We start from the raw sequence: 24,650 nt of genomic DNA, 5'->3' as shown, positions 1-24,650 counted from the left end.
TTTGCAGTTCGTGGAGAGCAGAATGGTTCAGGCGTGCCGGATCGGAAATTCCCTCAGATGGGCCCCCTCAGATGGGGGGATTAGCCCAAAAGTATGAGTATTGACTCACGCAGGCGAAGACGAGGCGCGGCCGGGAAGGATCACGATCCTCCGGCTTTTGAATCGACACATCGTATCTTCAGAAAATCGATTCCGATTCTCAGGGATTGATGATGCGCAGCTGCACTGCCCGCGAGGCGGCCGCCGAAATCGTGGCGCAGCCGAGCTTGAAGCGGGCGGTTTTCAGGTAATCGCGCGTCGTGTGCTCCGATATGCCCAATATCACCGAGATATCCTTGTAATCCTTGCCGAGCGCGGTCCAGTGCAGGCACTCGATCTCGCGCGGCGACAATGTCGGCACCGGATCATGCTCGCCATGCAGTTCATAGACGGCCTTGCGGTGGATCAGATGGGCGATCTCGATCCATTCGTTGCGGCAGCGGCGCACAAGCTCGGCCCATTCCTCGACGGGGATGCGGGCGTTCAGCGACAAGAGCGCGCGGCGTTGCGCCTTGTCGGCGACGGGAATGGAATAGCCGTTGCCGCCGATGCCGTGTTTCTGGGCGTCGACCAGCATGGCATAGGCTTCCGGGGTCGGCTCGACCTCGCTCCAGTCGAAGGGCAGTTGGCGCTCGAAGCCCTGCTTGACGATCGGATCGACTTTCACATAGCTGTTCAAGAGGTAGCGGGAGACCCAGGCATCCGGATAGGTGGTGCGCACGAAGGGGGAATCGATCTTGCTCGCGATCGTCTGGGCGAGATGGTAGGTCACGAAATCGAGACCATATTGCGCCTGGAGAATACGGATGGCGGCATCCACATTGGCTGCAGCCTTGATCTGTTCGAAAGCGGGTTCGAACTTGTCGCTGTAGGTATTCTCGGTCATTTCCATTGTCCCAGTTCTCTCAATCTTACCGCGAGGACCGTCATAAATACAAGGCATCCCCACATATGCGGGGAATGACAATCCAGCCGCCGCCTGCTAGCGCCTTTCATGAGGAGACCTCATATGGACAGCAAGAGACCGTTCGAGATTGCCGAATGCCGACAGGCCGCCAAGGGCCTGAAATCCAGCTGGCAGGACATGGCAGGTTCCGAAGCGTTGATCCGTGCCCTTGTTGCCGAACGCAACGGCGACACCCCTTTGGCGCTGTTCTGGACCGAGGTCCACCGGGCGCTTTGCCAGGAAAACAACGCTTTCTGACATGGCCCGCGCCGGCGGGCGGTGTAAGGCTTTCCCCGACATGAGAGGCCCGGCCGGGCAGCAATCAGCGCCGCGGCCGGATGGAATCACGCTTCGCGCATGAGCAATTTTTCATCCCTATCCCGTTTCCGATTTTGCGAGGAGAGTGTCGAGCGGCAATGTCGCGGGTGGGTCAAAGAAAAACCCGTACTCCATGGATTTGTGTCAATATGCTTGACGAAGTGTTTCAAGCGGAAGCAGCGGCGTTCGGGGAAGGGGGGTGGACTGTGCCATTATCCACGCGCCCGCCGTTTTCGGCGCGCCTCTCCGTCTTCCGTTGAAGCAAGCCGCACCCTCTCTCCGCCTCCGGCGAGGCAAGCCGCATCCCTCTCTCCGCCATCGTGAGATCACACCTTCTCTCCGCCCTTATCCTGAGGCGCCCGCGGGGGCCTCGAAGGACGAGGTCGGCCACCGGCGCTTCCTCCGAAAGCGGGGTGCTGCCCCGCCTCCATCCTTCGAGGCTCCGGCCTTTGGCCTCCGCGCCTCAGGATAAGGACTGATCAGTGTGCTGCGTGGCTGGTGGGCCATCGTGTGCCGTGGCGGGCTGCTTAGCATGATTGCCAGGTGGTGGCTGACGCGGGTCGGGGGCTAGGTGGGATATTCGACAGAGCAGGCTCTGACGTGCCGCTCAGCCCTCCGGTAAGGCAAGCCGCACCTTCTCTCCGCCCTCATCCCGAGGCGCCCCGCAGGGGCCTCGAAGGACGAGGCCGGCCACCGGCGTCCTGGATTAACCGGCCTTGGCGGGCGGAGTGAGCCAGCCGTCGCGCGGCAGTTCCGGCCGTTGCGGCTTCGGGCGGAACTTCACCAGCACCTCGCGTCCGTCGACGGAGGCCTGCGTGCGTTCCAGCGCGTCCCGCTCGGCGACTGCCTGGCGCCAATGTTCGCTGTCTCGGCCGTCAGGGCGGCCCTGTTCTTCCCAGATCGCATAGGCCCGTTTGCTGATCCACTCATGGCGTCTGTCGCTCATCTATCGATTCCGTTCGTGAAAGGCGTTATTCGGCAATTCTGTCCGACAGAACAGGCGCGCGGCGCTTGGCTGCCATCAGCAAATCGAGTTCGATCGAGGAGGGCCCGAAACGGGTAAACAGACTCTCGGCCTGGTCGCTGCGCAGGCCATATTTGGAGGCGAATTCATCAAGGCTGTAAGGACGGCCGCGCAGGACTTTGGCCCGCCGCTCCGGTTCACGGATCTGCGTCATTGGTGGTAACCCCATCTGCATTTACGAAGTGCGCGAACAAAACAGATTACAGCTGCAAAAGTTCCGTGATTTTTCAGGGTTTTTCCCGCCTCCCGCACAATCACACGCGGCAGGCATGGATTTTCACGAATCCGACTCATTGAGAAATTTTCGCCTAAAACATGCAGGAATTTCATGCGTTTAGGAAAACGGGTGCCGCCTCGGCCGAGAAATGGGCTTTATTCACGAAAGATTACTCTATAGAATCAATCGTGTTATTCGGTCCGCAGGGGCAAAAAACGCTGCGTTCCCCGCGTTCATGCTGACCGAGCCAGGAGGATTTTGGCTTAATCCATCAAGAGGAGACAGACATGATGAATGCCCTGCCGCCACTTCATAACGGCCACGCGCCGTTTACCCTCCAGCAGCTGTTTCGCGAAGCACTTTACGCCTTCGAGGAATGGGACAGCGAATTGACCGAACCGATCGTGACCCATGAAGGAAGGGTCATCCCGATCAGCTTCGTTTTCGAAGCCATGCGCGAATGCACCGACATCGTGCCGATGAATATCGTCGGTGCCGTCACCGAGCGGCTGACCAAGCCCTGGGAGGGCGAAGGTCCGCTTGACCAGATGACCTTCTCGACGGCCGCACGCGTCATGCGCGTGCTGGTGCGCAAACGCCTGCTTGCCAACGGCACAGCGGACCTTGTCGCCGTCTCGGCGCATGCCGCCGAGGACCAGAGCCGCGACTGACGGGAAAGGGATCGCGGCTAACGGATGTTGAGCTGCGATCCTTTTCCGCTTCGTCGGAACCTCCCCCATTTCCAGCCGTTTACTGCATGATCCCAGTTCGTACCGGATTTGGGAATTATTCAGTTATTCAGCGCTTTACAGCGTTCCCGCGCGTCTTGAATGCGCCGGCGCTGGAATGGCGCAGTCACAGCCCGTAGATGACGGGCGAGGAATAGCACCATGCTGAGATCCATCGTTCATGAAATCATCGGCACGCCGCGACGTGAGCCGGAACTTCCGCAATCGCTCGAGCAGTTTCGAGACAGCAAACGGGTGCTGATTATCTTCGCCGATGCGCAGGACGACCGCGCGGCAACCCAGGACGAATGGTTGCGGAACGCGCAGATGCGCCTCATCGAGGAAGACGTCGAAGTGTTCATCATCGCCGGCGGCGGCGCTTTCTCGCTGTTCGACGATGGCTGGGAACTTGATGCGGACGATATTCGCGAGCGGCTGCAAGGGCCATCTTACAGCGAGTTCGGGCTGATCCTGATCGGGCGTGACGGCGCGGTGAAGCTGCGTTCAAGCGAGCCGCGGACGGCGGAAGAGATTTTCGCCGCGCTGGACAAGCTGCCGAAGAAGGCGTCGTGATAGCTGCTGGCGACGTGCGCCCAACCGCTCAGAGTTCGAAGGCTTCCTTGAGGCCGAGGCTCTTGCGTTCGCGCAGGTCGAGATCGGACTCGATATGGGCGATATGATGCAGCATCAGCTGGCAGGCGCGGTCGAGTTCCTTGCCTTCGATCGCCGAGATGATATCGCCATGTTCGGAATGGCCGCAGCTGGAAGCGGTCGACTGGCCGTAGAGCGCGATGACGAGGGATGAGCGGGCGACGAGCTCCTCCATGAAGCGCTGCATGATGGCGTTGCCCGAAATTTCCGCCAGCATCAGGTGGAAATCGCCGGATGCCTTGATCTCCGCGCGCCGGGCCGTCTGGCCGCGCTCGCTCATCAGGCGGCCTTCTTCCTGCAAAAGCTCTCGCAGATTCCCGATGTCATCAGCGGTGATCCGCGCCGCCGCCTCGCGCAATATGCCGGGCTCGACGAGGCGCCGGGCGGAAAAGATCTGGCGGGCCTCATCAGGGGAGGGATAGGCGACGAACGCGCCGCGGTTCTTCTCGACGCTGACGAGGCCCTCATAGGAAAGCGCCTGCAGCGCCGCGCGGGCAAGTGTGCGGCTGACATTGAAAAGATTGCCGACATCGCTTTCGGAAAGCTTGGTGCCGGGGGAAAGCCTGCGCTCGACGATTGCCTCGCGAATGGCATCGCGGATCTGATGCGCGCCGGTTTCGGCGACTTCTTCGGCCTGCATGGCCTTGGCGGCGGATTTCATGAAAACTATTCCCTGATGGCGGGCAAACCATACCCGGCTTCGCGGCAAAAGTTAAACGGAATTTGTCATCGAAATGGCGGCTAAATTGTATACGATTTTTTGAGTAAATTGCAGACGATAGCCTAAATCATGTGCAGACGATGCGGTGCTTATAAAATGGGCCTGCACGGCTTTGAGTGTTAAAATCCTTTCCCGCTAAGGGCTTAGTTGGCGTTGGAAGCGATTGGCACGGCAGATGCATCATCTTTCCCGAACAGGGGAAGGCATGATGTCGAAAGCGGCAGAGATCGATATAGTATCCGTTTCGAAGGTCTACGGAGCGACGACGGCCGTGCACGGGATCAGCCTGAAGATTCCGGCCGGTTCCTATTGCTGCTTCCTCGGCCCGTCGGGCTGCGGCAAGACCTCGACGCTGCGCATGATCGCCGGCCATGAGAGCATTTCTTCCGGCGACATCAGGCTCGGCAAAACGGTCGTCACCGATCTTCCGCCTGCCAGGCGCGGCACGGCTATGATGTTCCAGTCCTATGCGCTCTTCCCGCATCTCGACCTGGTCGACAATGTCGCCTTCAGCCTGAAGATGAAGGGCGTCGACAAGGCGGAGCGGCGGGCCAAGGCGCTTGAGATGCTGAAGCTGATGCAGATGGAGCCCTATGCCAACAGGCGTCCGGCTCAGCTTTCGGGCGGCCAGCAGCAACGTGTGGCGCTGGCCCGCGCCTTGATTACCGATCCGGAGGCGCTGCTGCTCGACGAGCCACTGTCGGCGCTCGACCCCTTCCTGAAGATCCGTATGCGCGCAGAGCTCAAGAAGCTGCAGAAGTCGCTCGGCATCACCTTCGTCCATGTCACCCACAGCCAGGAAGAGGCGATGGCGCTCGCCGACGTCATCGTCATCATGAATGACGGCCGGATCGAGCAGGCGGCGGCACCCCGCGAGGTTTTCGAGAAGCCGGCAACCGCCTTCGTCGCGCGGTTCATGGGTGATCACAACGTCTTGTCCGGCCGGGTGACGTCGAGCGCGGACGGCATGCTCGTCATGACCGTGCCGGAGGGGCAGAGCTTTTCCGTGCGGGGCGAGGGCAGGGAAGTCGGCGAACCTGTCGATATCGGCATCCGAACCGATCGCGTGCGTCTGCAGGTGGCGACAGAGTGGACGCTCGGCTTCAACGGCATAGTCTCCAACGTCGAATATCGCGGCTCCTCGGTGAAGATCACCGTTTTCGGCGCCGGCAGCGACGACTTCACCGTCATTGCTGACGATAGCGACTATTTCGCCCGTCCGGTCGCCGTAGGCGACGCGGTCTCGCTCAGCTGGGAGCGTGAGGATGCGGTGCTTCTCGGCCGCGCCTCTGCATGAACAATCAAAAACATCAACTTCCACATCAAGAAAAGGGGAACTGACATGACGACTGAAACGACATCGACTAAGGCGGAAAAGGGTCTTTCCCGCCGCACGCTCTTGAAGACGGGTGCTGCCGCCGTCGGCGCCATCGCTGGCTCCGGAGCCATCACCGGCTTTCCCACGATCTGGGCGAAGACGAACATCACGCTTCGCCAGTTCGGCACTGGCGTTTCGAACATCAACGCCATCGCCGAGAAGTGCAAAGCCGATCTCGGCATCACGCTGGAGATGACCGCGACTGATTCCGACGCTGCCGCCCAGCGTGCCGTCACCCAGCCCGACAGCTACGACATCGCCGACATCGAATACTGGATCGCCAAGAAGGTATTTCCAACAGGCGTGCTGCAGCCGATGGACGTCAAGAAGCTCAAATATTACGACAAGATCGTGCCGCTCTTCATCAACGGCAAGATGAAGCCGGACAGCGTCATCGCCCAGGGCACTGCACCACACACTGTCGGCTTCGTCGAGGCGCAGGGCGCAAAGAAGTTCGCCAAGGAGCCGACGCAGTGGATGACGATGGTTCCCACCATCTACAATGCCGATACGCTCGGCATTCGTCCCGATCTCGTCGGCCGCGACATTACCACCTGGGCCGATATCATGGATCCCAAGTTCAAGGGCAAGACATCCATCCTCAACATCCCGTCGATCGGCATCATGGATGCGGCGATGATCATGGAAGCCATGGGCAACATCAAATATGCCGACAAGGGCAACATGACCAAGGAAGAGATCGACAAGACGATCGAATTCCTCATCAAGGCCAAGAGCGACGGCCAGTTCCGTGCCTTCTGGAAGAGCTTCGACGAGTCGGTCAACCTGATGGCTTCGGGCGAGGTCGTCATCCAGTCGATGTGGTCGCCGGCCGTCGCCGCCGTCCGCTCCAAGGGCATCGCCTGCAAATACCAGCCGCTCAAGGAAGGTTATCGCGCCTGGGGCGGCGGCCTCGGCCTTGCCTCGCATCTGAAGGGCGCACAGCTCGATGCGGCGTACGAATACATCAACTGGTATACGTCGGGCTGGGTCGGCGGTTATCTCAACCGCCAGGGCTACTACTCCGCCTGCATGGAGACGGCCAAGAACTTCATGACGGCAGACGAATGGGGTTACTGGATCGAGGGCAAGCCGGCGCAGGGCGATATCCTCTCTCCCGAAGGCAAGGTCATGGAAAAGGCCGGTGCGGTGCGCGACGGCGGTTCCTTCGAAGCCCGCATGGGTGCGGTCGCCTGCTGGAACTCGGTCATGGACGAGGACCGCTACATGGTCCGCCGCTGGAACGAGTTCATCGCGGCTTAAGCGGTTACCGCTTCCCCTCACCAACCCTCCCCACAAGGGGAGGGAGTCCGTGAGCGCGCGGCACAGAACTCCCTCCCCCTTGTGGGGAGGGTTGGGGAGGGGTCTTTTGAGCCCTCCACGAAAGCAAGCCTTGCGGCGGCCCAGGCGTCGCCGCGATTCTCTTCTCCCCAGCGGGGAGAAGGTGCCGGCAGGCGGATGAGGGGGCGACACGGGGCCTTCTTCCGCTTGACGTAATCAGAACGGAGAACCGGATATGGCGACCATCGCAGCGGAAACGGAGGAGGGCGGTCAGAGCGTGCGCAGCAGGCGTGGACTGAGGCTCTCTCCCTCCACCATCTCCTATCTCCAGGCGACGCCGCTGATCGCCATCCTCGGCTTCTTCTTCCTGCTGCCGATCGCCATGATCGCTGTCGTCAGCTTCTGGGATTATGACTTCGCCGGCCTCTATCCTGATTTCCTCACCATGAACTACACCGACACGCTCGGCTCATGGGTGACGTGGAAGACCTATCTCAACACGCTGAAATTCACTGCCATCGTCTGGGCGCTGACGCTCGTCATCGGCTTCTGGGTCGCCTATTTCCTGGCATTCCACATCCGCAAGACTTCGACGCAGATGATCCTCTTCCTCGTCTGCACCGTGCCGTTCATGACCTCGAACATCATTCGCATGATCTCCTGGATCCCGGTGCTCGGACGCAACGGCCTGGTCAATTCGGCGCTGATCAAGATGGGCATCATTCCGCAGCCGATCGAATGGCTGCTCTATTCCGATTTCGCCGTCGTGCTTGCCATGGTGCATCTCTATACCTTGTTCATGGTGACGCCGATCTTCAACACGCTGATGCGCATCGACCGGTCGCTGTTCGAGGCGGCGCGCGATGCCGGCGCATCGGGCTGGCAGGTGCTGTGGAACGTCGTCATTCCGCTTGCCAAACCCGGCATGGCGATCGGCACGATCTTCGTCGTCACGCTCGTGATGGCGGACTTTTCGACTGTGCAGGTGATGTCCGGCGGCCAGAGCGCCTCGGTAGCGCTGATGATGAAGAACCAGATGTCGCTGCTGCAATATCCGGCGGCCGCCGCCAATGCGGTGGTGCTGCTTGCGGTCGTGCTGCTGATGGTCGCCGCCATCCTGCGGGTCGTTGATATTCGCAAGGAGCTTTGAGATGAGTCACGAAAAACGCGGCCTCGAATTCTATCTGCTGGCGATCTTCTTCGTCGTCTTCGTGCTGTTCCTCTACGGTCCGCTCTCGGCGATCCTGATCCTCTCCTTCCAGGGACCGGATGGTGGCCTGACCTTCCCGATGAACGGCGTTTCCACGCACTGGTTCTTCAACCTGTTCGAAAAGCAGGCGGTCGGCGATTTCGGTGCCTCGTTCCGTCGCTCCTTCACCCTCGGGCTGATGGTGATGGTGGTGACCGTCGTCGTGTCGCTGCTGGCCGGCCTTGCCTTCCGCCGCCGTTTCCGCGGTTCGACTGTGCTGTTCTACGCCACGGTCGCCAGCCTGGTCGTGCCGTCCATCATCATTTCGCTCGGCATCGGCGTGGTTTTTCAGGAGGGCGGTCTCAAGCCCGCATGGTATTCCTCGGCCTTCGGCGCACATCTGACCTGGACGCTGCCCTTCGGCGTATTGATCATGTTTGCCGTCTTCAACCGTTTCTCGCCCGCTTACGAGGAGGCGGCCCGCGATCTTGGCGCCACCTCCTGGCAAACCTTCCGCCACGTCGTGCTGCCGATGATCGCACCGAGCCTGATCGGCGTCGGGCTGTTCGGCTTCACGCTGTCTTATGACGAATTCGCGCGCACATTGATGACATCGGGCAGCTACAATACGCTGCCGCTCGAAATCTACGGTATGACCACCAACGTCACGACGCCGGTGCTCTACGCTCTCGGCACGGTGACGACGCTGTTTTCTTTCACCATCATTCTCATCGCGCTCGGCATCATGACCATGCTGGGGCGGCGGCAGACAAAGATAGACTGATATGCGCATCCTCATCGTCAATCCGAATACCACGGCCTCCATGACCGAGAAGGCTGCGGCCGCCGCGCGTGCGGTGGCGGCGTCCGGCACGGAGATCGTCGCCGCGACATCCAGCATGGGGCCGGTCTCCATCGAGGGACATTATGACGGGGCGCTGGCGATTCCTGGCCTGCTCTTGGAACTTAAGGAGCGGCAGGCGGCGGGTTACGACGCGGCGGTGATTGCCTGCTTCGACGATACCGGGCTCGAAGCGGCGCGGAGTTGTGCCAATGTACCGATTCTCGGTCTCTGCGAATCCGCCGTGGTCACGGCGGGCTTCCTGGCGCAGCGTTTCACCGTGGTGACGACGCTGGAGCGGTCGCGGGTGCTGATCGACAATCTGGTACGCCGCTACGGCATGGGCGACCGGGCGAAGGTGCGCGCCTCTGATATTCCGGTGCTGGAGTTGGAAAACGCGGCCTCGGGCGCGATCGGCAAGCTGAGGGCCGAGATTGAGCGGGCGCTTGTCGAAGACGGGGCCGAAGCGATCGTGCTCGGCTGCGCCGGCATGACCGATCTGGCCAGGGAATTGCAGGAGACTTACGGCGTGCCCGTCGTCGACGGTGTCGCGGCCGCCGTCAAGCAAGCCGAGGCGCTGGTGTCGCTCGGGCTTTCCACCAGCAAGCGCGGCTCCTACGCCTCGCCGCTGCCGAAACCCTTTATGGGCGCGATGAGCGGTTTCTCGCCGGCCCCGAAAATCGGCTGAACCATGGCGGTCTCTTTCGATTTCAAAGAGCTCAGCGAGCGCGAGCGTTACAAGCTGATGATCGGCACGATCATCCCGCGGCCGATCGCGCTGGTGACGACGGTCGACGAACATGGCCGGATCAACGCCGCGCCCTTCAGCTTCTTCAACTGCCTGTCGGCCGATCCGCCGATCCTGGCGATCGGCGTCGAGAACAATGCCGACATGTCGTTCAAGGACACCGGCCACAATATTCGCCTGACCGAGGTCTTCACGGTCAACATCGTCTCCTTCGCCATCGCCGAGGCCATGCATGTCTGCGGCGCGAAATATCCGCGTGGTGTCGACGAGTTGAAGCAGGCGGGGTTGACGGCGATACCTGGCGCGAAGGTGGCGTCGCCCTTTATCGCCGAGGCGCCGGCCGCCTTCGAATGCCGGCGGCATGTGACGCTGGAGCTCGGCCGCTCACGGCAGATTATCCTCGGTGAGATCGTCTATGCGCATTACCGCGACGGCGTCGTCGATCCGGAACGGCTGCATGTCGATCCGGCCGCGGTCGATGCCATTGCTCGATTGGGCGGCGATACCTGCGCCACCATCCGCGACCGTTTCGAAATGCTGACGCCGAAGCTCTGACTTCTCCTTAGGCCAAGTTTTGCTTTACTTTTTCTCTCCTGATGAGAATGGTCTGCAGCGGATCATTGCAGGAGAGGAGCGCCTATCATGACAATCGACAACGATCTCAGTCGGATCGCCGAGCAGGAAAAGGCGCTGAGCTTCGATGCCTTCGATCTCACCACTGCCTGGCAGCTCGGCAAGCTTCTGCAGGAGCTCGCCAGCGAGCGCGGCCTCGGCATCGCAATCGATGTGACGCTGCATTCGATGCCGGTCTTCTATGCCGCGCTCCCGGGCGTGACGCCGGACAACGTCAATTGGGTCAGGCGCAAGCGCAACATGGTGCTGCGTTATTTTCGCAGCAGCTATGCCTCCGGCCTGAAGCTCAGCAAGGATGGCAAGACGGTCGAGGACAACGGGCTTGATGGCGCCGATTATGCGCCGCATGGCGGCAGTTTTCCGATCAATGTCAAAGGCACGGGTTGCATCGGCGCCGTCACCGTCTCCGGTCTGCCGCAGCGTGACGACCACAATCTTGTGGTCGAGGCCCTGGCATTGATGCTGGCGAAGGATCTCGATACGTTGCGGCTCTCTCCGCTGTGACGCGGCCGCATCTGCAGGAACAATCCGACCGCCGGACGGTCGGCGCCGCCCGCTGAAACAGCCGTCAGAGCCTGCCGCCGGCCTCGGCGATGCCCTTCGTCAGGCTGCCCGTTGCCGGGAAAAGCGGGATGAGGCAGGCCTGCAGCGCGTGATAAATGTCGCCCTTGCCGGGGAAGAGCCCGTGCGAGGGAACGAGATCCTCCGTCAGTTCCTCGTGCCAGCCGCCGTTCCTGTGGTCGATGAAGGCGCGTTCGATCACGTTCCAGATCTTGCGGTAGCATTCCTCGTGATAGTCGCTCGGCAGGTGCTCATTGAGGAAATGCGCGGCAGCCGCACCCTCGCAGGCCGGCCACCAGAGCTTGTTGCGCTTGGCCGGTTTGTCGTCCCAGTCGAGCGTGTAGAAGAAGCCGCCCTTGTCATTGTCCCAGCCGAGGGCCATGGATTGTTCGAAAAGGGCTTTCGCCGCATCCGGCATCCATTCGATGCGTTTGCCGCCGAGGGCCCAGAGCTGCAGGATGAGGCGCGCCCATTCTAACCAGTGGCCTGGCGTCGTGCCGGCCGGGCGGAACATTTCGTTTGGATGATAGTAATCCTTGTCGAGGTTCCATTCGGCGTCGAAATGTTCGGCGACGCGCCAGTCGACCGAACCGGCCGCACGGCGGATGACGAGATCGGCGATGCTTTCGGCCTTGGCGAGGTAATCCCTGTCGCCGGTGGCTTCAAAGGCCGCCATCAGCGCCTCGGTCAGGTGCATGTTGGAATTCTGGCCGCGATAGGCGCCGCCGTCGAGCGGCTGCCAGTCGGCGGTGAATTCCTCGGCGATCGCGCCGTGGCGCGGTTCCCAGAACTTCTTGTTCAGGATCTCGGTGATATCGGCCAGCATACCGTCGGCCAGCGGATGCCCGATTGTCTTTGCCGAGGAGGCGGCGAGCAGGACGAAAGCGTGGCCGTAGCCCTGCTTGTTGGAATCGACCGGACCGTCATTGTCGAGCGACCAGAAGTAGCCGCCGTTCTTGCGGTCACGATGGTGGTTCCAGAGATAGTCCATGCCGTGATCGACGACGTCGGAGGCGCCGGGACGCCCGAGCAGGGCGCCTATCGAGAAACAATGGACCGCGCGCGCCGCAATATGGATGCCGCGCACCTGGCCCTCGGCATCGAGCGGCCTGCCGGTGTCGTCGAGATCGTAGAAGCCACCCTTGGGATTGATCGAATCGTGCTGAAAGAAATCGAAGAGGCCATTTGCCTGCGCCAGCAGCCAGCTGCGGTGATAGGCGCGGCTTGTCCAGTTTCCAAGCGCGGCGTTGCCGGTTGCGGGTGCCATGATACTCCTCCGATTTCGTGCACAAGCCTAGCAATGGCCTATATAGAGCTCGTGCGAGCCTGTCATCGGCGAAGCTTTGCAAAGCACGAAATCGACAGGCATATATTGACATAAAGATATCTTTATGTGATCTGGAAGTCTGGTCTTACGACGTCAAGGAGCCCTCCCGTGTTTGATACTCTCTTTGGTCCGGAAACGGGCAAGCGTGACGGCAGTGAAGTTTTCGCCGCTTTGAAGAAAGCCGCGAGCGAGCGCATCCTTGTTCTCGACGGCGCCATGGGCACGCAGATCCAGGGGCTCGGTTATGACGAAGACCAGTTCCGCGGCACCCGCTTCATCGGCTGCGCCTGCCATCAGAAGGGCAATAACGATCTTCTGATCCTGACCCAGCCGGATGCGATCGAAGAGATCCATTACAAATATGCCAAGGCCGGCGCCGATATTCTGGAGACCAACACCTTCTCCTCGACCCGCATCGCCCAGGCCGATTACCAGATGGAAGGTGCCGTCTACGACCTCAATAAGGAGGGTGCCGAGATCGTGCGCCGCGCGGCGATCCGCGCCGAACGCGAGGACGGCCGCCGCCGCTTCGTCGCCGGCGCCATCGGTCCGACCAACCGCACCGCATCGATCTCGCCCGACGTCAACAATCCCGGTTTCCGCGCCGTCACCTTCGACGATCTCAGGGACGCCTATGGCGAGCAGATCGACGGGCTGATCGACGGCGGCGCCGACATCATCCTGATCGAGACGATCTTCGACACGCTGAATGCCAAGGCGGCGATCTTCGCCTGCGAGGAACGCTTCGAGGCCAAGGGCGTGCGCCTGCCGGTGATGATCTCCGGCACGATCACCGACCTTTCCGGCCGCACGCTCTCCGGCCAGACGCCGTCAGCCTTCTGGAACTCGGTGCGCCACGCCAATCCTTTTACGATCGGGTTGAACTGCGCCCTCGGGGCGAACGCGATGCGTCCGCATCTGCAGGAGCTTTCGGGCGTTGCCGATACTTTCATCTGCGCCTATCCGAATGCCGGCCTGCCGAACGAGTTCGGCCAGTATGACGAAACGCCGGAGTTGATGGCGGCGCAGATCGACAGTTTCGCGCGTGAAGGCCTGGTCAATATTGTCGGCGGCTGCTGCGGCTCGACGCCGGAGCATATCCGGGCGATCGCCGAGACTGTCGCCAAATACAAGCCGCGGCCGATCCCGGAGCATCGTCCTTTCATGTCGTTGTCGGGCCTCGAGCCCTTCGAGCTGACCAAGGACATTCCCTTCGTCAATGTCGGCGAGCGCACCAACGTCACCGGCTCGGCGAGGTTCCGCAAGCTGATCACCAATGCCGATTACACGGCAGCCCTAGATGTCGCCCGCGACCAGGTGGAAAACGGCGCGCAGGTGATCGACATCAACATGGACGAAGGCCTGATCGATTCCGAAAAGGCGATGGTCGAATTCCTCAACCTGATCGCTGCCGAGCCCGACATCGCCCGCGTGCCCGTGATGATCGACTCTTCCAAGTTCTCGATCATCGAATCCGGCCTGAAGCGCGTGCAGGGCAAGCCGATCGTCAACTCGATCTCGCTGAAGGAAGGCGAGGAGAATTTCCTCGCCCAGGCGCGGCTCCTGCGCAATTACGGCGCGGCCGTCGTCGTCATGGCCTTCGACGAAACGGGACAAGCCGACAGTTATGAGCGCAAGGTGGAAATCTGCGAGCGCGCCTATAAGCTGCTGACCCAGAAGATCGGGTTCCCGCCCGAGGACATTATTTTCGACCCGAACATCTTCGCGGTCGCGACCGGCATCGAAGAGCACAATAATTACGGCGTCGACTTCATCGAGGCGACGCGGACGATCCGTGAGCGCATGCCGCTCGTGCATATCTCGGGCGGTGTCTCCAACCTGTCCTTCTCCTTCCGCGGCAACGAGCCGGTGCGCGAGGCGATGCATGCCGTGTTCCTCTATCACGCCATCCAGGCGGGCATGGACATGGGCATCGTCAATGCCGGCCAGCTCGCGGTCTATGACAACATCGATCCCGAGCTGCGCGAAGCCTGCGAGGACGTGGTGCTGAACCGCCGTCCCGACAGCACCGAGCGGCTGCTCGAAGTGGCCGAGCGTTTCCGTGGCGCCGGGGCAAAGGAGGGTCGTGTTCAGGATCTCTCCTGGCGCGAATGGAGCGTGGAGAAGCGTCTCGAACATGCGCTTGTCAACGGCATCACCGAATATATCGAGGCCGATACCGAAGAAGCGCGCCGGCAGGCGGCCCGTCCGCTGCACGTCATCGAAGGGCCGCTGATGGCCGGCATGAATGTCGTCGGCGACCTGTTCGGCTCGGGCAAGATGTTCCTGCCGCAGGTGGTCAAGTCGGCGCGGGTCATGAAGCAGGCCGTCGCCGTCCTGCTTCCCTACATGGAAGAGGAAAAGCGCCTCAACGGCGGCGACGACCGACAGTCGGCCGGCAAGATCCTGATGGCGACCGTCAAGGGCGACGTGCACGATATCGGCAAGAACATCGTCGGCGTCGTGCTCGCCTGCAACAACTATGAGATCGTCGATCTCGGCGTCATGGTGCCGGCAACGAAGATCCTCGAAACGGCGATCGCCGAAAAGGTCGATGTCATCGGTCTTTCCGGCCTGATCACGCCGTCGCTGGACGAGATGGTGCATGTCGCGGCGGAGATGGAGCGGCAGGGCTTCGAGATCCCGCTGCTGATCGGCGGCGCCACGACCAGCCGCGTGCATACGGCCGTGAAGATCCATCCGGGCTATAACAAGGGCCAGGCGGTCTATGTCACCGATGCGAGCCGCGCGGTCGGCGTCGTCTCGGCGCTGCTCTCGCCGGAAACCCGGCAGGGCTATGTCGACGATGTAAGAGCCGAATATGCCAAGGTGGCGGCTGCCCATGCCCGCAGCGAAGCGGAGAAGGTGCGCCTGCCTTTGGCGCGGGCTCGCGAAAACGCGCACAAGACCGACTGGTCGGCCTATCAGCCGACGAAGCCGCAATTCTTCGGTACGCGGGTGTTCGAGGATTACGATCTGGCCGAACTCGCGAGATATATCGACTGGACGCCGTTCTTCCAGACTTGGGAATTGCGCGGCCGTTTCCCCGCCATTCTCGAAGACGAGAAGCAGGGCGAGGCGGCGCGTGCGCTCTGGGCCGATGCCCAGGCCATGCTGAGAAAGATCATCGACGAAAAGTGGTTCCGGCCGCGCGCCGTCATCGGCTTCTGGCCGGCCGGCGCCGTCGGCGACGATATCCGCCTCTTCACCGACGAAAGCCGCAGCAAGGAGCTTGCCACCTTCTACACCTTGCGACAGCAGCTTTCGAAGCGGGACGGACGGGCGAATGTCGCGCTTTCGGACTTCGTCGCACCTGTCACGAGCGGGGTCCAGGATTATGTCGGCGGTTTCGTGGTGACAGCCGGAATCGAGGAAATCGCCATCGCCGAACGCTTCGAGCGGTCGAACGACGATTACTCCTCGATTCTCGTCAAGGCGCTGGCAGATCGCTTCGCCGAAGCCTTCGCCGAGCGCATGCACGAAGAGGTGCGGCGCGAATATTGGGGTTACGCGAGGGATGAGCAGCTCAGCAACGAGGATCTCATCGGCGAAGCCTATGCCGGTATCCGCCCGGCGCCGGGTTACCCCGCTCAGCCCGACCACACGGAAAAGGCAACGCTCTTCAAGCTGCTCGATGCGGAAAAGGCGGCTGGTGTGAAGCTGACCGAGAGCTATGCGATGTGGCCCGGCTCGTCCGTATCCGGCCTCTATATCGGCCACCCCGACTCCTATTATTTCGGCGTCGCCAAGGTGGAGCGGGATCAGGTGGAAGACTATGCCAAGCGCAAGGGCATGGAGATTGCCGAAGTCGAGCGCTGGCTCGGGCCGGTACTGAACTACGTGCCGCGCAAGACGGACGAGGAGATCGACGACGCGGCGTAGAGGTGCGCTCGTTGCCGTTCTTAATGCAATGAATCAACAGATGATGAAGCCGGAAAATGATTCACTTTCCGGCTTCATGCTTTTGATGTGGCGCGATAATTTCCCGTGGTCAGGCGGTTCGAATTCGATAGCGGAAATGACGATGGAATGCATCCTTAGCTAGGTGAGGGAATGAGGCCGCAGTGCAAGTAACCATCCGAGCCGCAAAGGCCAGTCTGTCGAAATTGATCGATGCCGCTCTTTCCGGTGAGGAGGTGGTGATCACCAAAGGGCGGAAGCCCGTGGTGAAGCTTGTTCCGGTTGTACGATCCTCCTTCAAAATTGGCCTGCTCAAAGGGCAAGTCTTAGGAGACGGGCCGGATTTCTTTGAGCCGATCGACGAGGGCGCCCTCGCTCTCTGGAAAGGGATCGGTTGAGTTTGCTTCTGCTTGATAGGTTTCCAGCCTTCGATGCCCGAATTATCCGTATAATTTGGATAGCCTCAAGCCGTCAGCTCACGCCGATCGTCAGCTCGGCCACGAAGTCATAGGCATCGCCGCGATAGAGCGAGCGGGTGAATTCCACGGCGCGGCCGGAGCCGAGGTAGGAGATACGCTCGATCGACAGGCCGGCCGCACCGACAGGAACGCCGAGAAGCTGGGCGTCGGTCTCCTTCATGTTCGTCGCCGAAATGCGCTGTACGGCGCGTACCGGGCGGACGTTGAGGCGTTCCAGTTCTGCATAGAGCGAATTGGTGACGGCGGAGGGGTCCGGCAGGAATTCGCCGGAGACGCTGGCGTTTTCGATTGCCAATGGCTGGTCGTCGGCGATGCGCAGGCGCGAGAGTCGCGACACCTTCATGCCGGCGGGTAGGCCTAGGATCATCATTTCGTCGGGCGATGGGGTATGCACGCCCTTGTGCAGCCATTCGGAGCGGGAGGACATGCCGCGGCGCGCCATGTCCTCGGTGAAAGAGGTGAGCTGCGACAGGCGCTGCTCGACCTTGGAGACTGGTTTGGCGACGAAGGTGCCCGAGCCGTGGCGGCGCACCAGCAGGCCATCGGCGACGAGGTCGTCGATCGCCTTGCGGACGGTGACGCGGCTGACGGCGGCAAATTCGGCGATGTCGCGTTCCGGCGGCAGCGCATCGCCGTGGCCGAGCGTGCCGGTGCGCACGGCTTCTTCGAGCGTGCGGCGCAGCTTGACATAGAGCGGGCCGGTACCCGCCGCCTGCAGGCGCTGCAAAGACAGGAGGGTGGCGAGATCGTCGGTCATGCCGCACCTCTCCGCTGATTGTTGAGGAGCTTGACCGCGAGTTCCACCGCGCCCTGCAGGGCATCGTTCTTCGGCCTGGCGAGCAGCGGCTTGTAGCGTTCGGAAAGCCAGGGCTCGTAGGCTTCCGCAAGACCGCCGAGCAGGCAGATCGACGGGCATTCCGGCCAGAGCAGCGCGTCGAGGCTTTCGCCGATCGCCGTTGCGGCGTCCCTGACGATACCGACCGCGACGACGTCGCCTTCTGCCGCATGTTTGAAGACCATGGGCGCGTAACGGGCAAAATCCGTTGGACGTGCCGTATGGGCGAAATTGACGATCTGCTCCGGGTCGTTGCCGTATTCGGTCATGACCGCTTCGGTGATCGGCGATGCCGGGCGCACCCCGTCACGGGCGAGTAGCGACCGTTCCATGAGGTCACGGCCGAGGCGGGCGCCGCTTGCCTGGTCGCCGACAACGAAGCCCCAGCCGCCGATGCCCTTCAGCCGGCCATCCCTTCGCGCATTATAGACCGAACCGGTGCCGAAGGCGCCGACGATGCCGTCGGCATCGCCGAGCGCGCCCTGTAGGGAGATCAAGGCATCGGTGACGACACAGCCTTGGGCAAAGGGCAGGGCTCTTTCGATTCGTTTGCCGTAGTCCAAGACGTTGGCGCCCGCGACGCCGACGACCGATACAACGGAGGATAGGGCTTCAGCGTTGAGACCAGCGTCGCTGAGCGCCTGCCGGGCGGATTCGACGATGTTGAGCAGGGAGTTTTTCAGGTCGGACAGGATATTGGCAGGGCCTGCCTTACCGCGGCCAAGGACGTTGCCGTTTCTATCCGCGACCGCTGCCCGGCAGCTCGTCCCGCCGCCGTCTATGCCGATTGCAAGCTCCGTCATCGGGCCTCCGATATGCCGTTCTCCCTGGTTTTTCTTACAATACCAAAAAAATACCATTTACCAAGTGGGGGCGGCGGCAAAAATTTATCTTTTTATCGCGTTGATTTTGTTCAGCAAAATTTTTCAATGAACTTTTGAAGGCCGAAAAGTTAAATTTCATCTGGACAATTGGTATTTTTTTGGCCTTAATTCGGAAAAAGGGAACAGCATTTCGAAGCCTACGAAACCCGGCAGCAAAGCCAAGCCGGACCCGCTTCGAAGATGATCGGAGAATGATCCGCCGGCTTGGTCGGCTGTCGGATAATTTAGGATCCATAGCTTTCCCCTCAGTCATCGCGCGGTGCAGATTATCTGCAGGTGCGCAGCCGGACCGCAGGCGATCGCCTTCGGCCTATCGAGCTTTCGGGGCCGGCAGTTGCTGGCGGCCCTCCAAGGGGCATTGGGCGTTTCCTCAGGCGCGCCAATTGCTTGTTTCAGATCGAAAACGGCGCCTCGGCGCTAAAAACAGGAGAGGGAAATGAAAAACACTGCTCTGAAAAGCCTGCTGCTTGCCTCAAGCCTGCTGACCTCGGCAGGTCTCGTCCATGCCGCCGATGTCACGCTGACCGTCGAAAGCTGGCGTAACGACGACCTGCAGATCTGGCAGGAGAAGATCATTCCGGCGTTCGAAGCGAAAAACCCGGGCATCAAGATCGTCTTCTCGCCGACAGCGCCGACCGAATACAACGCTTCGCTGAACGCCAAGCTCGATGCCGGCTCCGCAGGCGATATTATTACCTGCCGTCCGTTCGACGCCTCGCTCGAACTCTTCAACAAGAAGCAGCTCGTCGACATCACCAGCCTGTCGGGTATGGAGAACTTCTCGCCGGTCGCCAAGGCTGCTTGGACGACCGACGACGGCAAGTCCACCTTCTGCGTGCCGATGGCTTCGGTCATCCACGGCTTCATCTACAACAAGGATGCCTTCGACAAGCTCGGCATCTCCGTGCCGAAGACGCAGGACGAATTCTACGCAGCCCTCGACAAGATCAAGGCCGATGGCACCTATATTCCGCTCGCCATGGGCACGAAGGATCTCTGGGAAGCCGCTACCATGGGCTACCAGAACATCGGCCCGAACTACTGGAAGGGTGAAGAGGGCCGCCTAGCCCTGATCGCAGGCAAGCAGAAACTGACCGATCCCGCATGGGTCAAGCCCTTTGAAGAGCTTGCCAAGTGGAAGCCTTATCTCGGCGATGGTTTCGAGGCCCAGACCTATTCGGACAGCCAGAACCTCTTCACGCTGGGCCGCGCCGCCATCTACCCGGCCGGTTCGTGGGAGATCGCGCTCTTCAACACGCAGGCGCAGTTCAAGATGGGCGCTTTCCCGCCGCCGGTTCCGAAGGCAGGCGACCAGGGCTATATTTCCGATCATCCTGATATCGGCGTCGCCCTGAACGCGAAGAGCACGCATCCTGAGGAAGCCAAGAAGTTCCTCAGCTGGATCGCTTCGCCCGAATTCGCCGATATCTATGCGAACGCGCTGCCGGGCTTCTTCAGCCTGAACTCCAGCCCGGTGAAGATGTCCGATCCGCTCGCTCAGGAGTTCGTTTCCTGGCGCGGCCCCTACAAGTCGACCGTCCGCTCGACCTACCAGATCCTGTCGCGCGGCACGCCGAACCTCGAGAACGAGACCTGGGTCGAATCGGCCAATGTGATCAACGGCACGGATACGCCGCAGGTCGCCGCCGAGAAGCTGCAGAAGGGCCTCGATAGCTGGTACAAGCCGGCCAAGTGAATGTGATCAGGGGTGGCGTTTGCGGCCCCTCATCCGGCCTGCCGGCCACCTTCTCCCCGCTTGCGGGGAGAAGGAGACTCGCAGCGACCTCCCAGCCCGTTATCGCATCCCCAGCAGGCGTTTCCTCTCTTGCCAAGCGCAGAGAGTTCGGGTGAGGCGCAACATTTTCCATCTGCGCCAGCAAGATTGCGGCGAGGCGACAAGAACAGGCAAAAGCCATGAGCGAAACCGACAACGCGGCCGATATCGTCCCGATCAAGCGCCCGGTGCGCTGGCACATCTTCATTTTCATGCTGCCTGCGGTGATCGTCTACTCCGCTGTCATGGTGCTGCCGCTCATCGAAACGCTGAGGCTCTCGCTCTATAACACTGTCGACGGGCAGCCGGCCTTCGTCGGGCTTGCGAATTTCAAGGTGCTGTTCGGCGATCCCCGCTGGGCGCATGATTTCTGGAACGCCCTCGTCAACAACGTGATCTTCTTCGCCATCCACATGTGCGTGCAGAACCCGATCGGCATTGCGCTCGCAGCCCTTCTTTCGGTACCGAAGCTGCGAGGCGTCGCCTTCTACCGCACGGCGATATTCCTGCCGACGCTGCTCTCCTTCGTCATCGTCGGCTTCATCTGGAAGCTGATCCTGTCGCCGATCTGGGGTGTGGCGCCCTGGATGCTCGACCTCATCGGCTTGAAATTCCTGTTCGCGCCGTGGCTCGGCAAGCCGGGTTCGGCGCTGATCGCCGTGTCGCTGATCTCCAATTGGCAGTACATCGGCATTCCGATGATGCTGATCTATGCAGCGCTGCTTAGCATTCCCGAAGAGGTGATCGAGGCGGCCGAATGTGACGGCGTCACCGGCTGGGCCCAGTTCTGGAAGATCAAGCTGCCGCTCATCCTGCCGGCGATCGGCATCATCTCGATCCTGACCTTCGTCGGCAATTTCAACGCCTTTGACCTGATCTACACGGTGCAGGGCGCGCTTGCCGGACCCGACATGTCGACCGACATTCTCGGCACACTGCTTTACCGCACCTTCTTCGGTTTCCAGCTGCAGCTCGGTGACCGCTCGATGGGTGCGACGATCGCGACCGTGATGTTCCTCATCATTCTCGCCGGCGTCTCGCTTTATCTCTTCGTCATCCAGCGGCGCATGCGTCGCTACCAGTTCTGAGGAGCGCGCATGTCCAAGGCACGCACATCTCCGATCCGCACCGGCCTCGTGCACTTGGCGCTCGGCGCCTATACGCTGGTCGCGCTGTTTCCGGTGTTCCTGACCATCGTCAACTCGTTCAAGGATCGCAACTCGATCTTCCGCGAACCGCTGATGATCCCGACGCCGTCGACCTTCAGTCTCGTCGGCTACCAGACGGTGCTGGGGCAAGGCGATTTCGCCACCTATTTCCAGAACAGCTTCGTTGTGACTGTTGTTTCGATCCTGCTGGTGCTGCTGTTCGGCGCCATGGCCGCCTTCGCTCTGTCTGAATACCGCTTCCGCGGCAATCTGCTGCTCGGGCTCTACATGGCGATTGGCATCATGATCCCGATCCGCCTCGGCACGGTGGCGATCCTGCAGGGCATGGTGGCGGCCGGTCTCGTCAATACGCTGACGGCGCTCGTCCTCGTCTATACCGCGCAGGGCATACCGCTGGCGATCTTCATCCTGTCGGAATTCATGCGCACGGTTTCGGACGATCTGAAGAATGCCGGGCGCATCGACGGGCTTTCCGAATATGCGATCTTCTTCCGCCTGGTGCTGCCGCTGGTGCGCCCGGCCATGGCGACAGTCGCCGTCTTCACCATGATTCCGATCTGGAACGACCTCTGGTTCCCGCTGATCCTGGCGCCTGCCGAAAGCACCAAGACGGTGACGCTCGGTTCGCAGATCTTCATCGGCCAGTTCGTCACCAACTGGAATGCGGTGCTGGCGGCCCTGTCGCTAGCCATCCTGCCGATCCTGATCCTTTACGTCATCTTCTCGCGGCAGCTGATCCGCGGCATCACGTCGGGAGCCGTCAAATGAGCCAGGAGAAACCGATCCGCGTCGTCGTTGCGGGCCTCGGCAATATGGGCCGCAGCCACGCGCTCGCCTATCACAACAATCCCGGCTTCGAAATCGTCGGTCTCGTCAATCGCTCGACACCGGAGTTGGAGCCCGCGCTGCAGGGCTATACTGTTCATCCCGACTTCGCGACGGCGCTTGCGGAGCTGAAGCCGGATCTCTGCTCGATCAACACCTATTCCGACAGCCATGCCGATTATGCCGTCGCCGCCTTCGAGGCCGGTTGTCATGTCTTCGTGGAAAAGCCGCTGGCGACCACCGTCGCCGATGCCGAGCGGGTCGTTGCGGCAGCGGAGAAGGCGGGGCGAAAGCTGGTGATCGGCTATATCCTCCGCCATCATCCGTCCTGGATGAAGCTGATAGCAGAGGCGCGCAAGCTCGGCCCGCCTTACGTCTTCCGCATGAACCTCAACCAGCAGTCCAGCGGTCCGACCTGGGCGACGCACAAGTCGCTGATGCGCACGACCCCGCCGATCGTCGATTGCGGCGTGCATTATGTCGACGTCATGTGCCAGATCACCGATGCGAGAGCCGTCGAGGTGCGCGGCATGGGGCTGCGTCTCTCCGATGAAATCGCCGCCGACATGTATAATTACGGCCACCTACAGGTGCTTTTCGAGGACGGTTCGGTCGGCTGGTATGAGGCCGGCTGGGGACCGATGATCTCCGAGACAGCCTTTTTCGTGAAGGATGTAATGTCGCCGAAGGGCGCGGTGTCGATCGTCATGGATCCGAATGCCAAGTCCGACGATATAGACACGCACACCAAGACCTCGGTGATCCGTCTGCACACGGCTGAAACCGGCCCGGACGGCAAATTCATCAGGCCCGACCAGGATATGAGGATGACAGGCGAGCCTGGTCATCAGGCGCTCTGCGACCTGGAACAGGCCTTCATGCTGAGGGCGATCCGCGAGGATCTGAACCTCGATCGCCATATGGCGGATGCGGTGGCGTCGCTGCGCATCTGCCTTGCCGCCGACGAGAGCGTGCGTACCGGCCAGCCGGTCAGATTGTAAGGGAAAGATAGTGGGATCGCTTCAACTCAAATCCATCCGCAAGACCTATGGCACGCATGAGGTGCTGAAAGGCATTGATCTCGAAGTAAAGGACGGCGAATTCGTCATCTTCGTCGGGCCGTCCGGCTGCGGAAAATCAACGCTGTTGCGCAGCATCGCCGGCCTCGAGGACGTGACCTCGGGCGCCGTCGTCATCAACGGCCGCGACGAGACGCTGACGCCGCCGGCCAAGCGCGGCATCGCCATGGTGTTCCAGTCCTATGCGCTCTATCCGCACCTGACGGTCAAGGACAATATGGGACTCGGCCTCAAACAGGCGGGAACGGCCAAGGACGAGATCGACAAGCGGGTCGGCAAGGCGTCCGGCATGCTCTCGCTTGCGCCTTATCTAGGGCGGCGGCCAGCCGAGCTCTCCGGCGGTCAGCGGCAGCGCGTCGCGATCGGCCGCGCCATCGTGCGCGAACCGGAACTCTTCCTGTTCGATGAGCCGCTGTCCAACCTTGACGCGGCGCTGCGTGTCCAGACCCGGCTCGAAATCGCCCGGCTGCACCGCGGCCTGAAGGCGACGATGATCTACGTCACCCACGACCAGGTGGAGGCGATGACGCTTGCCGACAAGATCGTCGTGCTGAATGCCGGCTCGATCGAGCAGATCGGCTCGCCGATGGAGCTTTACAACCGCCCGGCCAACGTCTTCGTCGCCGGCTTCATCGGCTCGCCGCAGATGAATTTCGTCCCCGGCGACAAGGTGGGCGATCATAGCGCCAAGACGATCGGTGTGCGTCCCGAACACATGACGCTGTCGCGCGAGCAGGGGACGTGGCGTGCGAAGGTCGTGCATGTCGAGCATCTCGGCGCCGACACGATCATCTATCTGGAATCCGAGCAGTGCGGCCTGCTGACTGCGCGCCTTTTCGGCGAGCACCAGTATGAGCCCGATGAGATCGTCTATGCGACGCCGGATCAAGCGCGTGTGCATCGCTTTGACGCGGACGACCGGGCGATTCGGTGAGAGCGGCATTGTCAATCGTTTGGCGATAGCCGGCATTGTGGGTTCACTGACAGGTGGCATGCCTGACATGAGGGTCTGCGCGCGATTGTTCCACCAGCCAACCCCACACTCCGGCATGCTCGGCCTTGAGCCGAGCATCCAAACCGCATCCATCAGCAGCTACGGGCAT

General features: G+C 61.3%; 24 protein-coding genes. 17 read left to right on the top strand and 7 right to left on the bottom strand.

The features are described 5' to 3' along the window. Window positions 1-199 precede the first annotated feature (199 nt). Window positions 200-925 (bottom strand): LuxR family transcriptional regulator, encoded by a 726-nt coding sequence (locus FHT70_RS13395; RefSeq protein ID WP_183701829.1) that lies wholly within the window; start codon window positions 923-925, stop codon window positions 200-202. Between the two features lie 123 nt (window positions 926-1,048). On the opposite strand from FHT70_RS13395, the gene FHT70_RS13390 reads away from it, so the two are divergent. Continuing rightward, the gene (locus FHT70_RS13390; RefSeq protein ID WP_020921837.1) at window positions 1,049-1,243 is read left to right on the top strand and encodes a hypothetical protein; all 195 of its coding nucleotides are present in this window, start codon (window positions 1,049-1,051) and stop codon (window positions 1,241-1,243) included. 766 nt (window positions 1,244-2,009) lie between these two features. On the opposite strand, the gene FHT70_RS13385 is transcribed toward FHT70_RS13390, so the two are convergent. Beyond that, window positions 2,010-2,249, bottom strand: coding sequence for a DUF2934 domain-containing protein (locus tag FHT70_RS13385; RefSeq protein ID WP_097597907.1), 240 nt, complete (start codon window positions 2,247-2,249; stop codon window positions 2,010-2,012). A 25-nt stretch (window positions 2,250-2,274) separates the two neighbouring features. Next, the gene (locus tag FHT70_RS13380) at window positions 2,275-2,481 is read right to left on the bottom strand and encodes a hypothetical protein (protein ID WP_097597908.1); all 207 of its coding nucleotides are present in this window, start codon (window positions 2,479-2,481) and stop codon (window positions 2,275-2,277) included. A gap of 350 nt (window positions 2,482-2,831) precedes the next feature. Between FHT70_RS13380 and FHT70_RS13375 the strand changes: the two genes are divergently transcribed. Both FHT70_RS13375 and FHT70_RS13370 read left to right on the top strand, forming a co-directional pair. Next, window positions 2,832-3,215 (top strand): hypothetical protein, encoded by a 384-nt coding sequence (locus FHT70_RS13375; RefSeq protein WP_038690240.1) that lies wholly within the window; start codon window positions 2,832-2,834, stop codon window positions 3,213-3,215. A 219-nt stretch (window positions 3,216-3,434) separates the two neighbouring features. After that, window positions 3,435-3,845: a DUF4174 domain-containing protein gene (locus FHT70_RS13370; RefSeq protein ID WP_085778839.1), complete on the top strand. Its 411-nt coding sequence runs from the start codon at window positions 3,435-3,437 to the stop codon at window positions 3,843-3,845. A 28-nt stretch (window positions 3,846-3,873) separates the two neighbouring features. Here the strand turns inward: FHT70_RS13370 and FHT70_RS13365 are convergent, their stop codons facing one another. Next, window positions 3,874-4,584: a GntR family transcriptional regulator gene (locus FHT70_RS13365; RefSeq protein ID WP_097597910.1), complete on the bottom strand. Its 711-nt coding sequence runs from the start codon at window positions 4,582-4,584 to the stop codon at window positions 3,874-3,876. A gap of 268 nt (window positions 4,585-4,852) precedes the next feature. On the opposite strand from FHT70_RS13365, the gene FHT70_RS13360 reads away from it, so the two are divergent. From FHT70_RS13360 to FHT70_RS13330, 7 genes are all read left to right on the top strand, one after another. Then, complete coding sequence (locus FHT70_RS13360) at window positions 4,853-5,941, top strand: ABC transporter ATP-binding protein (RefSeq protein WP_085778837.1); 1,089 nt, start codon at window positions 4,853-4,855, stop codon at window positions 5,939-5,941. 45 nt (window positions 5,942-5,986) lie between these two features. Next, window positions 5,987-7,285, top strand: coding sequence for a PotD/PotF family extracellular solute-binding protein (locus FHT70_RS13355; RefSeq protein ID WP_183701826.1), 1,299 nt, complete (start codon window positions 5,987-5,989; stop codon window positions 7,283-7,285). 253 nt (window positions 7,286-7,538) lie between these two features. Beyond that, a complete protein-coding gene (locus FHT70_RS13350; RefSeq protein WP_183701823.1) occupies window positions 7,539-8,453 on the top strand; it encodes an ABC transporter permease in 915 nt (304 codons plus the stop codon). Between the two features lies 1 nt (window position 8,454). Beyond that, on the top strand, window positions 8,455-9,276 hold the full coding sequence (locus tag FHT70_RS13345) for an ABC transporter permease (RefSeq protein WP_097597914.1): 822 nt from the start codon (window positions 8,455-8,457) through the stop codon (window positions 9,274-9,276). 1 nt (window position 9,277) lies between these two features. Beyond that, complete coding sequence (locus FHT70_RS13340; protein ID WP_183701820.1) at window positions 9,278-10,021, top strand: aspartate/glutamate racemase family protein; 744 nt, start codon at window positions 9,278-9,280, stop codon at window positions 10,019-10,021. 3 nt (window positions 10,022-10,024) lie between these two features. After that, window positions 10,025-10,636 carry a flavin reductase family protein gene (locus FHT70_RS13335; RefSeq protein WP_097597916.1) on the top strand — a complete coding sequence of 204 codons (612 nt, stop codon included), beginning with the start codon at window positions 10,025-10,027 and terminating at the stop codon, window positions 10,634-10,636. An 87-nt stretch (window positions 10,637-10,723) separates the two neighbouring features. Then, the gene (locus FHT70_RS13330; protein ID WP_011426147.1) at window positions 10,724-11,218 is read left to right on the top strand and encodes a heme-degrading domain-containing protein; all 495 of its coding nucleotides are present in this window, start codon (window positions 10,724-10,726) and stop codon (window positions 11,216-11,218) included. A gap of 64 nt (window positions 11,219-11,282) precedes the next feature. Here FHT70_RS13330 and FHT70_RS13325 read toward each other — a convergent pair whose 3' ends face one another. Further along, window positions 11,283-12,542, bottom strand: a complete 1,260-nt coding sequence (locus tag FHT70_RS13325; protein ID WP_183701817.1) for an AGE family epimerase/isomerase — start codon at window positions 12,540-12,542, stop codon at window positions 11,283-11,285. Window positions 12,543-12,710: 168 nt separating this feature from the next. Here FHT70_RS13325 and metH point away from each other — a divergent pair, with 168 nt between their 5' ends. Both metH and FHT70_RS13315 read left to right on the top strand, forming a co-directional pair. After that, entirely contained in the window at window positions 12,711-16,484 is a 3,774-nt protein-coding gene (gene metH, locus FHT70_RS13320) for a methionine synthase (protein ID WP_183701814.1), read from the top strand. A gap of 182 nt (window positions 16,485-16,666) precedes the next feature. Further along, the gene (locus tag FHT70_RS13315) at window positions 16,667-16,900 is read left to right on the top strand and encodes a type II toxin-antitoxin system prevent-host-death family antitoxin (RefSeq protein WP_183701811.1); all 234 of its coding nucleotides are present in this window, start codon (window positions 16,667-16,669) and stop codon (window positions 16,898-16,900) included. A gap of 73 nt (window positions 16,901-16,973) precedes the next feature. Here FHT70_RS13315 and FHT70_RS13310 read toward each other — a convergent pair whose 3' ends face one another. Together FHT70_RS13310 and FHT70_RS13305 are read right to left on the bottom strand one after the other, a co-directional pair. After that, window positions 16,974-17,738 (bottom strand): GntR family transcriptional regulator, encoded by a 765-nt coding sequence (locus FHT70_RS13310; RefSeq protein ID WP_183701808.1) that lies wholly within the window; start codon window positions 17,736-17,738, stop codon window positions 16,974-16,976. Beyond that, on the bottom strand, window positions 17,735-18,619 hold the full coding sequence (locus FHT70_RS13305) for an N-acetylglucosamine kinase (RefSeq protein WP_183701805.1): 885 nt from the start codon (window positions 18,617-18,619) through the stop codon (window positions 17,735-17,737). The genes FHT70_RS13310 and FHT70_RS13305 overlap by 4 nt, the downstream gene beginning before the upstream one ends. Window positions 18,620-19,136: 517 nt before the next feature. Here FHT70_RS13305 and FHT70_RS13300 point away from each other — a divergent pair. The 5 genes from FHT70_RS13300 (at window position 19,137) to FHT70_RS13280 (ending at window position 24,481) form a co-directional block, all read left to right on the top strand. Continuing rightward, on the top strand, window positions 19,137-20,396 hold the full coding sequence (locus FHT70_RS13300) for an ABC transporter substrate-binding protein (protein ID WP_183701802.1): 1,260 nt from the start codon (window positions 19,137-19,139) through the stop codon (window positions 20,394-20,396). 218 nt (window positions 20,397-20,614) lie between these two features. Continuing rightward, window positions 20,615-21,562, top strand: coding sequence for a sugar ABC transporter permease (locus FHT70_RS13295; protein WP_097597923.1), 948 nt, complete (start codon window positions 20,615-20,617; stop codon window positions 21,560-21,562). A 9-nt stretch (window positions 21,563-21,571) separates the two neighbouring features. After that, a complete protein-coding gene (locus FHT70_RS13290) occupies window positions 21,572-22,411 on the top strand; it encodes a carbohydrate ABC transporter permease (protein ID WP_097597924.1) in 840 nt (279 codons plus the stop codon). Then, the gene (locus FHT70_RS13285) at window positions 22,408-23,469 is read left to right on the top strand and encodes a Gfo/Idh/MocA family oxidoreductase (protein ID WP_183701799.1); all 1,062 of its coding nucleotides are present in this window, start codon (window positions 22,408-22,410) and stop codon (window positions 23,467-23,469) included. The genes FHT70_RS13290 and FHT70_RS13285 overlap by 4 nt, the downstream gene beginning before the upstream one ends. Window positions 23,470-23,479: 10 nt before the next feature. Beyond that, window positions 23,480-24,481, top strand: coding sequence for an ABC transporter ATP-binding protein (locus FHT70_RS13280; protein ID WP_183701796.1), 1,002 nt, complete (start codon window positions 23,480-23,482; stop codon window positions 24,479-24,481). The last annotated feature ends 169 nt before the right edge of the window (window positions 24,482-24,650 follow it).

The sequence above is a fragment of the Rhizobium sp. BK049 genome (assembly GCF_014193135.1).
In the GTDB taxonomy this organism is placed as follows: domain Bacteria; phylum Pseudomonadota; class Alphaproteobacteria; order Rhizobiales; family Rhizobiaceae; genus Rhizobium.
This window is presented reverse-complemented; position numbering and strand designations above follow the sequence as displayed.

Bases quoted from the DNA above. Each gene is read 5' to 3' on its own strand.
- FHT70_RS13355 (WP_183701826.1), top strand. From the start codon at position 5,987: ATGACGACTGAAACGACATCGACTAAGGCGGAAAAGGGTCTTTCCCGC.
- FHT70_RS13300 (WP_183701802.1), top strand. From the start codon at position 19,137: ATGAAAAACACTGCTCTGAAAAGCCTGCTGCTTGCCTCAAGCCTGCTG.
- FHT70_RS13285 (WP_183701799.1), top strand. From the start codon at position 22,408: ATGAGCCAGGAGAAACCGATCCGCGTCGTCGTTGCGGGCCTCGGCAAT.
- FHT70_RS13390 (WP_020921837.1), top strand. From the start codon at position 1,049: ATGGACAGCAAGAGACCGTTCGAGATTGCCGAATGCCGACAGGCCGCC.
- FHT70_RS13365 (WP_097597910.1), bottom strand. From the start codon at position 4,584: ATGAAATCCGCCGCCAAGGCCATGCAGGCCGAAGAAGTCGCCGAAACC.
- FHT70_RS13345 (WP_097597914.1), top strand. From the start codon at position 8,455: ATGAGTCACGAAAAACGCGGCCTCGAATTCTATCTGCTGGCGATCTTC.
- FHT70_RS13375 (WP_038690240.1), top strand. From the start codon at position 2,832: ATGATGAATGCCCTGCCGCCACTTCATAACGGCCACGCGCCGTTTACC.
- FHT70_RS13340 (WP_183701820.1), top strand. From the start codon at position 9,278: ATGCGCATCCTCATCGTCAATCCGAATACCACGGCCTCCATGACCGAG.
- FHT70_RS13350 (WP_183701823.1), top strand. From the start codon at position 7,539: ATGGCGACCATCGCAGCGGAAACGGAGGAGGGCGGTCAGAGCGTGCGC.
- FHT70_RS13370 (WP_085778839.1), top strand. From the start codon at position 3,435: ATGCTGAGATCCATCGTTCATGAAATCATCGGCACGCCGCGACGTGAG.
- FHT70_RS13305 (WP_183701805.1), bottom strand. From the start codon at position 18,619: ATGACGGAGCTTGCAATCGGCATAGACGGCGGCGGGACGAGCTGCCGG.
- FHT70_RS13310 (WP_183701808.1), bottom strand. From the start codon at position 17,738: ATGACCGACGATCTCGCCACCCTCCTGTCTTTGCAGCGCCTGCAGGCG.
- FHT70_RS13395 (WP_183701829.1), bottom strand. From the start codon at position 925: ATGACCGAGAATACCTACAGCGACAAGTTCGAACCCGCTTTCGAACAG.
- FHT70_RS13360 (WP_085778837.1), top strand. From the start codon at position 4,853: ATGTCGAAAGCGGCAGAGATCGATATAGTATCCGTTTCGAAGGTCTAC.
- FHT70_RS13290 (WP_097597924.1), top strand. From the start codon at position 21,572: ATGTCCAAGGCACGCACATCTCCGATCCGCACCGGCCTCGTGCACTTG.
- FHT70_RS13385 (WP_097597907.1), bottom strand. From the start codon at position 2,249: ATGAGCGACAGACGCCATGAGTGGATCAGCAAACGGGCCTATGCGATC.
- FHT70_RS13295 (WP_097597923.1), top strand. From the start codon at position 20,615: ATGAGCGAAACCGACAACGCGGCCGATATCGTCCCGATCAAGCGCCCG.
- FHT70_RS13330 (WP_011426147.1), top strand. From the start codon at position 10,724: ATGACAATCGACAACGATCTCAGTCGGATCGCCGAGCAGGAAAAGGCG.
- FHT70_RS13380 (WP_097597908.1), bottom strand. From the start codon at position 2,481: ATGACGCAGATCCGTGAACCGGAGCGGCGGGCCAAAGTCCTGCGCGGC.
- FHT70_RS13335 (WP_097597916.1), top strand. From the start codon at position 10,025: ATGGCGGTCTCTTTCGATTTCAAAGAGCTCAGCGAGCGCGAGCGTTAC.
- FHT70_RS13325 (WP_183701817.1), bottom strand. From the start codon at position 12,542: ATGGCACCCGCAACCGGCAACGCCGCGCTTGGAAACTGGACAAGCCGC.